The 11,022-nt window shown below is 61.1% G+C and carries 9 protein-coding genes; all 9 read right to left on the minus strand.

What is annotated here, in order from left to right; all coding sequences use genetic code 11:
• Positions 1-121: 121 nt before the first annotated feature.
• Positions 122-3,232, minus strand: coding sequence for an efflux RND transporter permease subunit (locus tag OLZ32_RS07535; RefSeq protein WP_164024112.1), 3,111 nt, complete (start codon positions 3,230-3,232; stop codon positions 122-124).
• 48 nt (positions 3,233-3,280) lie between these two features.
• Positions 3,281-4,492 carry an efflux RND transporter periplasmic adaptor subunit gene (locus tag OLZ32_RS07540; RefSeq protein ID WP_017989317.1) on the minus strand — a complete coding sequence of 404 codons (1,212 nt, stop codon included), beginning with the start codon at positions 4,490-4,492 and terminating at the stop codon, positions 3,281-3,283.
• A 169-nt stretch (positions 4,493-4,661) separates the two neighbouring features.
• Positions 4,662-5,264: a TetR family transcriptional regulator gene (locus tag OLZ32_RS07545; RefSeq protein ID WP_017989316.1), complete on the minus strand. Its 603-nt coding sequence runs from the start codon at positions 5,262-5,264 to the stop codon at positions 4,662-4,664.
• Between the two features lie 210 nt (positions 5,265-5,474).
• Positions 5,475-6,419, minus strand: coding sequence for a phosphoribosylaminoimidazolesuccinocarboxamide synthase (locus OLZ32_RS07550; RefSeq protein WP_003542617.1), 945 nt, complete (start codon positions 6,417-6,419; stop codon positions 5,475-5,477).
• Between the two features lie 84 nt (positions 6,420-6,503).
• A complete protein-coding gene (locus OLZ32_RS07555; protein ID WP_003542616.1) occupies positions 6,504-8,246 on the minus strand; it encodes an SLC13 family permease in 1,743 nt (580 codons plus the stop codon).
• Positions 8,247-8,350: 104 nt separating this feature from the next.
• Complete coding sequence (locus OLZ32_RS07560; protein ID WP_264398444.1) at positions 8,351-9,037, minus strand: phosphoribosyltransferase; 687 nt, start codon at positions 9,035-9,037, stop codon at positions 8,351-8,353.
• A 14-nt stretch (positions 9,038-9,051) separates the two neighbouring features.
• Positions 9,052-9,858, minus strand: a complete 807-nt coding sequence (locus OLZ32_RS07565) for a pseudouridine synthase (protein WP_264420403.1) — start codon at positions 9,856-9,858, stop codon at positions 9,052-9,054.
• Positions 9,859-10,016: 158 nt separating this feature from the next.
• Positions 10,017-10,223 (minus strand): hypothetical protein, encoded by a 207-nt coding sequence (locus tag OLZ32_RS07570; RefSeq protein WP_003542611.1) that lies wholly within the window; start codon positions 10,221-10,223, stop codon positions 10,017-10,019.
• Between the two features lie 139 nt (positions 10,224-10,362).
• On the minus strand, positions 10,363-10,701 hold the full coding sequence (locus OLZ32_RS07575) for a hypothetical protein (RefSeq protein ID WP_003542606.1): 339 nt from the start codon (positions 10,699-10,701) through the stop codon (positions 10,363-10,365).
• Positions 10,702-11,022: the final 321 nt, after the last annotated feature.

Raw genomic sequence — 11,022 nt, forward strand, 5'->3', positions numbered from 1 at the left:
ATTCTTGTCCGAAGCTTCATGCTTCACTTACGGCCGCCGCGCCTCGTTCTACCAAAAACACCTTCCGAAGCAGTCGGGCGCAATGTAGCAACGGCAACAGCATTATCACAGTGCATTTATATCACAGTCCTGCCGCATTTTTGGCGCGTGTGGCAAAGATGCGTCGAATGACGACGAAAAACGACGGCACGAAGAAAATTCCGAGCATCGTCGCCGCTAGCATGCCGCCGAGAACGCCAATGCCGATGGCATTCTGTGCCGCCGAGCCCGCGCCTGTCGCGATCGCCAGCGGCACGACGCCGAGAATGAAGGCAAGCGAGGTCATGATGATCGGCCGCAGCCGCAATCTCGCCGCTTCCAATGTCGCCTCGTGGAGCCCCATGCCGCTTTCCATGCGGTCCTTGGCGAATTCGACAATCAGAATGGCGTTCTTCGCCGCGAGCCCGATGGTGGTCAGCAAGCCGACCTTGAAATAGACGTCGTTTGCCTGACCGAAGACGGTTGCCGCCGTCAGCGCCCCGAGGATGCCGACAGGCACTGCCATGATCACCGAGAAGGGGATCGACCAGCTTTCGTAAAGCGCTGCCAGGCAGAGGAAGACGACCAGTACCGAGATCGCGTAGAGCATCGGCGCCTGCGAACCGGACAGCCGCTCCTGATAGGAGATGCCCTGCCAGGCGACCGTATAACCGCCGCCGAGCTGATTGGTCAGTGCTTCCATTTCGTTCATCGCATCGCCGGAAGAAACCCCGGGTGCGGAAGCGCCGTCGAGCGGAATGGCGCTGACGGCGTTGAAGCGGGCAAGCGAGGGCGCGCCCTTCACCCACTCCGTCCGGGTAAAGGCGGAGAAGGGCACCATTTCGCCGTCATTGTTGCGGGCGTACCAGTGGTTGAGATCGCTCGGCTGCATGCGGAAGGGCGCATCGCCCTCGACGTAGACCGGTTTGATCTCGCCGTTCAGCGTGAAGTCGTTGACGTCACGGCCGGTGAAGATGATCGACAGCATCGAATTGACCGAGGCGATGTCGACGCCCATGGCGCCGATCTTTTCCTGATCGAGCACGATGCGCATCTGCGGCTCGACTTCCTTGTTGCTGCTGCGCAGCGCCACGATCTTGCCCGAGCTATTGCCCATCTGGATCAGCCGCTTGGAGGCGGCCGTCAGGGCATCGTTGCCGTGGCCGCCGGTGTCGACGAGATACATGGAGAAGCCGCTCGACACGCCGAGACCCTGGATCGCCGGCGGCAGCAGCGCGAAGACCTGCGCCTCGCGGATAGCAAAGAAATTGCCAAGCGCCCGGTTGACGACCGATTGAGCGCTCAGCGTCGGATCGGTGCGCAGCGAGAAATCCTTGAGCTTGGTGAAGACGATGGCGCTGTTCTGGCCGGAACCGCTGAAGCCGAAGCCGAGTGCGCCGAACACGGAATCGACGGCGTCCTTCTCGTTTTCACGATAGTATTTCTCGACCTTCTCGACGACTGCCTGGGTCTGCTGCGTGGTCGAGCCCGGCGGTGTGGTGACGATGGTCAGGAGCACGCCCTGGTCTTCCTGCGGCAGGAAGGAGCTCGGCAGGCGGGTGAAGAGATAGGCGCAGCCGGCGCCGACCAGAAGGAAGACCAGCATGACGCGGATCGGCCGCTTCAGCAGATAACCGATGGTGCTGATATAGCCGTTGGTCGAGCGCGTGAAGTTGCGGTTGAACCAGTCGCCGACGCGGTGCTTCCTGTGTTCGCCGACCGGCTTCAGCATCGTGGCGCAAAGTGCTGGCGTCAGCACGAGGGCGACGAGCGCCGACAGCAGCATGGCCGAGACGATGGTGATCGAGAACTGGCGATAGATGATGCCGGTCGAACCGCCGAAGAAGGCCATCGGAATAAAGACGGCGGTGAGGACGAGCGCGATGCCGACGATGGCGCCGGTGATCTCGCCCATCGATTTTTCCGTCGCCTCGAGCGGCGAAAGCTTTTCTTCGGACATAATGCGTTCGACGTTTTCGACGACGACGATGGCATCGTCGACGAGAAGGCCGATCGCCAGCACCATGGCGAACATCGTCAAGGTATTGATCGAATAGCCAGTGACCGCGAGCACCCCGAAGGTGCCGAGCAGCACCACGGGAACGGCAATCGTCGGGATCAACGTCGCCCGGAGATTCTGCAGGAAGACGAGCAGCACCACGAAGACGAGCACGATCGCCTCGATCAGCGTGTGCACGACCTTCTCGATCGACAGTTCCACGAAGGGCGTGGTGTCGTAGGGATAAGTGATCTCGACACCTGCCGGCAGGCCGCGGCCGATAACCTCGAGCGCGGAGCGCACGCGGGCGGCGGTATCGATGGCGTTGGCGCCGATTGCAAGGTTGACGGCGAAACCGGTCGACGGCTGGCCGTTGTAGCGCGAACTGCCGCCGTAGCTTTCCTGACCGATCTCGATGCGCGAGACGTCGCTCAGGCGCACCGTCGCGCCGTCCTTTTCGACCTTCAGGATGATGTGCTCGAAATCGGCGACGGTGGTCAGCTGGCTTTGGGCGGTGATGGTGACGTTGATCTGTTGGCCGGGGATCGTCGGCTGGGCACCGAGCGAACCGACGGAGACCTGGGTGTTCTGCGCCTGGATGGCTGACGTTACGTCGCTCGGCGTCAACTGGTATTTCAGTAGCTTGAACGGATCAAGCCAGACGCGCATGGCGTATCCCGAACCGAAGACATTGATGCTGCCGACGCCTTCCAGGCGCTGGATCTGATCCTCGATCGAGGTCGACATGATATTGCCGAGGTCGACGGAGTTGCGTTTGCCGTCGGTCGAAACGAGCGAGCCGACGAGAAGGATGCTCGAGGTCGAGCGGGTGACGCTGATGCCGGCATCGATGACGTCGCTTGGAAGCTGCGACTGAACCAGCTGCAGCTTGTTCTGCACCTGCACCTGGGCGATATCGGGGTCGGCGCTCGTCCCGAAGGTGAGCTGGATGCTGGCCGAACCCGTCGATGAGGTCGAGGTCATGTAGGTGAGGTCGTCGAGGCCGGTCATGCCGTCTTCGATGATCGTCGTCACCGATTTCTCGACAGTCTCGGCGCTGGCGCCGCGATAGGTGGCGTTTATACGAACCGTCGTCGGGGCGATATCGGGATATTGCGAGATCGACAGCGTGAAGATCGCCAGCAGGCCGGCGAGCATGATGGTGATCGCAATGACCCAAGCGAAAATCGGACGTCGGATGAAAAACTTGGCCATCGGTTATTCCTGTGCGGCTGAGACGGTGACGATGCGGGCCCGCGGCGATTACTTCGCTGCGGGCTTCTGCGCGTCACCGGCCGCGGGCTGCTCGGCAGGCATGACCACGCCGGTGTCGTTGATCTTCATCGGGACCGGCTTCACCGGCATGCCTGAAGTGATCGATTGCAGGCCGCTGACGATCAGCTGATCGCCGTCCTTGATGCCTTCGGTCACGAGCCAGGAATTGTTGGAGGGCGAGCTGTTCTCGAAGGCGCGGGTTTCGACCTTGCCGTCGGCGGAAACGAATTGTGCCGTCAGCCGGCCGTTGGCGTCACGGCTCGTCGCCAGTTGCGGCAGCGCATAACCGGCCTCGGCGCCGAGCTCGACAGTTGCGCGGACATACATGCCGGGCAGCACGATACGGTCGGGATTGGGAAAGAGCACACGAATGATGAAGGTGCCTGTGGTCTCACTGACCACCTGCTTCGACATGTCGAGCTTGCCCTGCTGGTTATATTCCTTGCCGTTTTCGAGGATCAGGTGGAAGACGACATTGGCTTCGCCCTTGATGTCGCCGGCGGCCATCGCATCACGCAGCTTCAAGAGGTTGGTGCTCGATTCCGTCAGCGAGATGTAGATCGGATCGAGCTGGCGGATCGTCGTCAGCGCCGTCGTCTGGTTGGCCGAGACGACGTTGCCGACATTGACGGCCGTCTGGTCGATGATGCCATCGAAAGGGGCGACGATCCTGGTGTGGTCGAGGTCGATCTGTGCAGCGGAAAGCGAGGCCTTCGCCGACTCGACTTCGGCCTTGGCCTGGAGCAGCGTCGTCTTGGCCGTTTCGAATTCGATCTGGGTGGCGCCGCTGCCGACGAGGCGCTGGTAGCGGTCGAGATTGCTTTCAGCGCTCGGCACGCTCGCCTGCGCCTTGGAGATCGCCGCCTTGGCCTGCTCGACGGCGGCGATATAGGGTGCATCCTCGATCTGGTAGAGAAGGTCGCCCTTCTTGATCTCGCCGCCGTCCTTAAAGGCGACCTCGCGGATCAGGCCGCTAACCTGAGGCCGGATATCGGCGGTCTGAAAAGTTTCGGCGCGGCCGGGCAGGATCGTGGTGATCGGGAAGCTGCCCTTCGTCAGCGCGATGACGCCGACGGGGGCAGCCTGCTGCGCCGCGCCTGCACCCGCATTGCCGGCGGGCTTGGAGCCACTGTCGCTGCAGCCGGCGAGAAGGGCTGCGAATGCCAGGGCCGAGGAGATGAGGAGGGCACGGCGTATCATGCTGAATTCCTGTGCGGTGGCAATCGCCGTTCAATCCACGAGCTCGGGCCTGCGGGCTCGGCTTGATCGAGCGCAGGCTTATATAAGCGTCAGGATTGGGTTGGCTTCAAATGCCGTTATCCGAATTTAAGAAAAGCTTTACGAAGTGACGTAATTCAGCAATCATCACTTAGCAAGCGCTATTTTGCAGTGCGGCATGGACGAAACACACGATTTTTTCGGCGCGGCGCACGAGTGTCTCCTTGTCGTCACGAGCGATCAGGACAGGGTGCAGCACGCAGGCCAGGACGTCAGCCACCGTATGCGCCGCGCTCTCGGGATCGCGGCAATGATAACTTCCCTCCGCCATGCCCTCGCGGATGATCTCGCCGAGCTTTGCCTCGATGCGGGCGCGATAACGATTGCCGGCCTCGAGTTTGGCTTCGATCGTCGAAAGCACCATTTCGAAGATGTAAGGGTTCTTCTGGATGTCCTGCAGGTGGCTTTCCAGCAGGCGCAGGATGAAGCGGAGCAGTTGTTCCTTTGGCGGCAGCTTCTCATCGAAGGCGGCGAAGCGCTCTGCGGCATCGTCGAGATGGCGCCCGGCGATCGCATCCACGAGTGCCACCTTGGAACGGAAATGCTTGAAGACATTGGCGGGCGACATGTGCAGAGCGCCGGCGATATCGGCGATCGACACCGCGACGAAGCCGCGCTCGCGAAACAGCATCTCCGCCATGGAAAGAATGTCTTCCCGCGTTTCCTCGGCCTTACGTCTTGGCCTTCTTGCCATCTGTTCCCCGCCGGGCTGAGCCCGATACCCCTTTTTTCGATGCTAGCGCATAACCCCGAAAATCGGAATCGATTTTCGGAAAGGATTATGCGCCAATTCAAAGTGATAGAGCGTCCTTAGCGCGTCCTGTTGGACGCCCGGCGCTCTAACGCGATTGGAAGGAATGCCGCAAGCTGATGATCGGGCCGGCGGCTTTCGTCTGTCGCCTTTTCACGGAAAATAGGGAGCGAGGTTGTTTCGGACACGGGCAAGCGGCGTCTCGCCGCTATCGTCTGGAACGAAGCGCTCGCCGGTGATCGCCTCGTAGGCTTTGATATAGACGGCCGAGGTCTGCTCGATCAGTTCGGCGGGGATTTCCGGGATCTCGTCCTTATAGGGATCGCAGCGCTCCGCCACCCAGGCGCGGACGAAATCCTTGTCGAAACTTTCCGGGCGTTTTCCGGCGGCAAAGCTTGCCGGATAGCTTTCGGCAAGCCAGTAGCGGCTGCTGTCCGGCGTGTGGATCTCGTCGGCGAGGATAATGTTGCCGTCACCATCGGTGCCGAACTCGTATTTGGTATCGACCAGGATCAGCCCGTTTTTCGCCGCCATCTCTTGGCCGCGGGCAAAGAGGGCGAGCGCATATGTCGACAGCGTCTGCCATTGTTCTTTGGTGAGAAGGCCGCGCGTGACGATTTCGGCTGGGGTCAGCGGCTCATCGTGGCCGCCGTCGAACTCCTTGCTGGTCGGCGTGATGACGGGTTCCGGCAGGATCTGGTTGTCGCGCATACCGCCGGGCAGGCGCATGCCGTACATCTCGCGTTCGCCCTTCTTATAAAGCGTCAGGATCGAGGTGCCGGTGGTGCCGGCGAGATAACCGCGCACGACGATCTCGACCGGGAGGATGTCGAGCCGCTTGCCGATGACGACATTCGGATCGGGATAGTCGAGAACGTGGTTCGGGCAGATGTCCTTCGTCGCCTCGAACCAGTAGCGCGCCGTCTGCGTGAGTACCTCGCCCTTATAGGGGATGCAGGTGAGGATGCGGTCGAAAGCACTCAGCCGGTCGGTGCTGATAATAATGCGTCGTCCGTCCGGAAGATCGTAATTCTCGCGCACCTTGCCGCGATAATAGTTCGGCAATTCGGGGAAATGGGCTTCGGAAAGAATTCGCACGGTGCTCGACTGTCCTTAATTATTGGGTGAAGACTTCCTGCTCTAGTTTCATTGCTGGGGAAGTCAAGCCGATCGGGTATCGCTTCACAGCCAGAATAGACCGGTAAGAAGCAGGGCGAGGCCGTAACTTGTGACGGCAAGCGGCCAGCCGGCACGCAGGAAATCACGGAAGCGGTAGCCGCCGATGCCCATTGCCAGCGTGTTGTTGTGATGGCCGAAGGGCGTCAGGAAATCGAGCGACGCTCCGGCTGCAACCGCGATCAGATAGGCGTCCGGCGCATGCCTGCCGGCTCTTGCGAATTCCAGTGCGATCGGGGTCAGGACGATTGCGACTGTCGCATTGTTGACAAAAGGCGTCAATGCCATGGCGAGGAAGAGGATGAGGGCGACGCCGAAGAGCGGATGGGTGATCGGCACGACGAGGCTGAGCCAGCCGGCAATGGTTTCGGCCGCTCCGGTGCTTGCCACCGCCTGGCCGATCGGGATCATCGCCGCCAGCATGATGATGATCGGCCAGTTGAGATCGGCCATCGCCTGACGGATGTTGAGGTGATTGAGCAGAGCGAGCACGAGCACGACGCCGGCAAAAGCGACGTCGGGACGCAGGCCGGCCGCCGAGGCGGCGACGCCGCAGGCAAAGAGCGCGAAGGGCCGCCAGGATAGGAGCGCCGGTTCGCTCGGTGCTGTCGAGGCGAGCGGCAGGCACTCGCTTTCCTCCAACGCTTCGCCAATTGCAATGCGCGGCCCTTCCAGAGTCAATATATCGCCAATCGACAATTGCAGGTCGAGGAAGCGGCCCTCGATGCGTGGCGCGCGCATGGAAAGGGCGGTGACAGCAACGCCGCGAGAATGGAATACTTCGAGCGAGCGGACGCGCGAACCGACCAGCGTGCTTTCCGGCATGACCACGGCTTCGATACGGGTGAAATCCGTCTGCAGACCAAGCGGGTGGGCGTCGGCCATCAGCACCCGTGTGGCGGCAAGATCGGCAAAGGTCGCATCGGCGCCCTCGGCAAGCAGTACGTCGCCGGGTTCGATCACCAACTGGTCGAGCGGACCGAACGCAAAGTTATCGTTACGGATCAGCGCGTACGGCTTGATGGCGAACCGTGCCGGGCAATCGGAAAGCCTTACGCCGATCAGCGGTGAGACGTCAGGGATGCGACGCTCGACGACGATGCGCCGCGCCGCCGGGGAGATCGTTGCGGGTGTTTCGTCCGGTTCCGGAAACAGGTGCTGCACGCGAAATGCGATGAGCAGAATGCCGGCGATGGCCACCGGCAGGCCGACATAGGCGAAATCGAAGAAGTGAAAGCCGGTTCCGGTGGCCTTGGCGAGTGCATCGCTGACGAGCAGATTGGCCGGCGTGCCGATCGGCGAAACGAGGCCGCCGAGCAGGGCAGCGAACGAGACCGGCATGACGAGCTGGCGGCGCGGGATCGTCAGGACCGTGCCCAAGCGTAGCGCGACGGGCAAGGTGATCGCAAAGGCGCCGATATTGTTCATGAAAATGGATATGAAGCCGGCGAGCGCGGACGTGCCTGATATGACCTTGAAGCCCGAAGGTCTTGCGGCCGCGAAACGGGCGGCGAGACCGTCGAAGAGCCTGGCGCGCGCCAGCACCTGGACGATCAGCAGGATCTCGACGACAGTGATGACGACGGGACTGGCGAAGCCCGTGAAGATCTGCTCGGCGGGATAAAGGCCGAGCGCATGGCCGCCAAGCAAGCCGGCGATCGAGACCACCTCGATGCGGATGCGATCGAGCGAGAAGAGAATGAGCATCGCCAGCAGAAGGATCAGCAGGGATGCTTGCTCGAACGACATGGGCGGGTCCGTTGTTTCATCGATCAGGCGGGACTGTAATCGTTCCTCATGCGCTGTATAGAGGCGCCTTCAGGCAAAGATTGAACAATCCCTCATATCTCGCGTCAGGCTGGTGGTGCCTGCCACCGGCCCGTGGCGTTCCGCTGCAGAATGGGGGTTGCGAAGACGCCGACGGTGCGCGCGCTCCACCGCGGCCCGGCGGCTGCGAGACTTTCGCGCCAGCGCTCCGATTGCAGCATGGCCGCACCGATGACGACGGGTTCGATGCCGCAGGCCATCAGCAGATGCAGGCCGGCAACGATCGAGGCACCGCTGGAAATGACGTCATCGATGAGGGCGACACGCCGTCCCTGAAGCAGCGGCAGCATGCGCGGGTCGATATAGAGACGTTTCTGCTGTGTCGGCGTGGTGATCGAAGACAGGGCGACGGAGAGCTCGTCGCGATACCAGAATTTACGCGAGGTGCCGAGCGGAACGTAGCGGCCATGACCGAGCTTCTGCGCCACGGCGGCGGCCAGCGTCAGGCCGAGCGTCGGCAGGCCGGCGACGACGTCGATGCGCATGGGCCTGATCTTTTCGGCGAGGCTTTCGGCGAGCGCATCGAGCACGGCGAAGCTTGCCTGGTTGACGATCAGCGAGGCGAGAGCGTGATCGCCATCCGCTAGCTCACGGATCGGCAGACGAAGCTGGCGGCCGTCTTCAAGCATGGCGACATAGAAGGAGGCGAATTCCCCATCGACGGCAAAAGTGCCGGGCGGGTGAATCTCCTGCCAGAAATCGTGCGGCGCCATCTCCGTCCCAGCAGTCAATTGCGTCTCGTCCTTTCCATGCCGGTTTTCCGGCGTAGCGCCTGCAATTCCGGTTCGCTCAGCGCGCGCACGGCGCCTTTCGGCAGTCCGCCGAGTTCGAGCCCGCCGATTGCGACGCGCACGAGGCGCAGGCATTCGGTGCCGAGCGCCTCCAGCATGCGGCGGATCTGGCGGTTGCGGCCCTCGTCGAGCTCGACCTCGATCCATGAATTCCTGTCGCCCTGGCGCAGGCGCCGCGCGGCGGTCGCCGTCAGCAGCTCGCCGTCGTGGCGGATGCCCGATGTCATGGCGACAATATCTTCGTCATCCATGATCCGGTCGATCTGGACATGATAAGTCTTCGTCACATGCGTGACCGGATCGAGCAGGATCTGGGCGAATTCGGTGTCGTTGGTGAAAAGCAGCAGGCCCTCGCTCGCCTTGTCGAGCCGGCCGACCGGAGAGAGATGCGGGATGTCAAAGTCCCTGAGACAATCATAGACCGTCGGCCTGCCTTCGGGATCGTGGCGTGTGGTGACGAGACCGCGAGGTTTGTTGAGCATCAGATAGATTTTCGCTTCGGCAGCGATGACAAGGCCGTCGATGCTGATGCTTGCCGTGGCAAGATCGACCCATGCGGCGGTATCGCTGACGGTTCGGCCGTCAACCGCAACACGATTTTCGGCGATCAGGCGTTCGGCCTGCGTGCGGGAGCAATAACCGAGCTTGGAAAGGGCGCGGGGAAGGGTGACCCGTTTGGCCGCGGCGTTATCGGCGGGCTTTGTCCGTTCACGCGTCTTGTGCGGTGGGCGCCGCTCCCTCATCTGCCATCCTTATCCTGCTTTTGATGCCGTTTTCTTGGCATGAACGACAGAAGGATGCCAGCAGCGTGAATAAAAAACGAGGGGAATAACAGGCGCTGCAAAAAGGGTTCAGCGCTTTGGATAAAGCGCCGTCCCGGCTTTGCTAGGGTGGCGCTGCCTCAGCGGCAAGCCATGAAGCCGGCCAGTTCCTTGCGGCTGACGACGATGCCGGCAGCGGCCTTGACGGGATCCGGATGGGTGTAGGACAGACTAGGCATTTCCGGCAGATCGAGTGCCTGGCGCATATTCATGATGCCGACCGCATAGCGGCCATTGGCGCTGTCGACACTGACTTCGATAATGCAGTTGGCCCTCTTGTTTTCCATGGTAGTCCTCCCTTCGTTTTTTATGTTCCCATAGCTGGCATTAAAAATTGGTTTTTCTAAGACATAGGCATTTACGCACCCTGCCGAAAAACGGATCGGCGGGTGCGTAAAAACTGGTTTATGGGTGGATATGGCGTGTTCAGCGCCACCAATGGCGAGGCTGCGGCTGCGAACTGCCGGAAAGCAGGTATCCGGCAAGAAAGCCAATGGCGCCTGCAAGCACCAGAGCCGTGGTTGTTGCGGTCGGATGCTCGCGGGCGGCGTCGGCGGCAGCGACACCTTCGGCCCGGATCTGGGCGACGGCGTTCTTTGCCCGGGGCAGGGCTTCGTCATAAGCCTTGCCGGCGCGGCCGCGCACTTCGTAATAGGCTTCGGCTCCCTGAGCGGAAATCATCTTCTGCAGGCGCGAGACTTCCTGCTGGAGTGCGGCGATGTCCTTGCTGACGGATGCTCTGATATCATCGGTATTGGCAGCCATGTCGGTCTCCTTCCTTTAATGGGAAAGACAACACCCAACTCGGTGATAGGTTCCGAAATCTCAGCCGCTGATTTGTGACGGAAATTTAAAGCTTGCCGGTCGGAGGCGCTTTAATCCTCCGTTAACCATAATTTCGCGCAAGATCCTGTTTTCTCGCTATCTTTCGGTCGTTGAGAACGACGTTCCGATGGACTTTTAACCAGGTGGTAAAGGAATTTTCGGGAATCCGTCCCGAAAGGGCGCCCTGTGGATAATATTGATCGACAAAAATGCCAGCCGAATCAACCTGTTACAAAAATGTCAAAAAACTTTGGTTGGGTG

It is taken from the genome of Rhizobium acaciae, assembly GCF_025941625.1.
Classification (GTDB): Bacteria; Pseudomonadota; Alphaproteobacteria; order Rhizobiales; family Rhizobiaceae; genus Rhizobium; species Rhizobium acaciae.

What these genes read in the sequence shown, in the direction of transcription:
- OLZ32_RS07560 (WP_264398444.1), bottom strand. Translation starts at nt 9,037, where the DNA reads ATGGCGCCGCACGATTTCTGGCAGGAGATTCACCCGCCCGGCACTTTT.
- OLZ32_RS07575 (WP_003542606.1), bottom strand. Translation starts at nt 10,701, where the DNA reads ATGGCTGCCAATACCGATGATATCAGAGCATCCGTCAGCAAGGACATC.
- OLZ32_RS07540 (WP_017989317.1), bottom strand. Translation starts at nt 4,492, where the DNA reads ATGATACGCCGTGCCCTCCTCATCTCCTCGGCCCTGGCATTCGCAGCC.
- OLZ32_RS07565 (WP_264420403.1), bottom strand. Translation starts at nt 9,858, where the DNA reads ATGAGGGAGCGGCGCCCACCGCACAAGACGCGTGAACGGACAAAGCCC.
- OLZ32_RS07545 (WP_017989316.1), bottom strand. Translation starts at nt 5,264, where the DNA reads ATGGCAAGAAGGCCAAGACGTAAGGCCGAGGAAACGCGGGAAGACATT.
- OLZ32_RS07570 (WP_003542611.1), bottom strand. Translation starts at nt 10,223, where the DNA reads ATGGAAAACAAGAGGGCCAACTGCATTATCGAAGTCAGTGTCGACAGC.
- OLZ32_RS07535 (WP_164024112.1), bottom strand. Translation starts at nt 3,232, where the DNA reads ATGGCCAAGTTTTTCATCCGACGTCCGATTTTCGCTTGGGTCATTGCG.
- OLZ32_RS07555 (WP_003542616.1), bottom strand. Translation starts at nt 8,246, where the DNA reads ATGTCGTTCGAGCAAGCATCCCTGCTGATCCTTCTGCTGGCGATGCTC.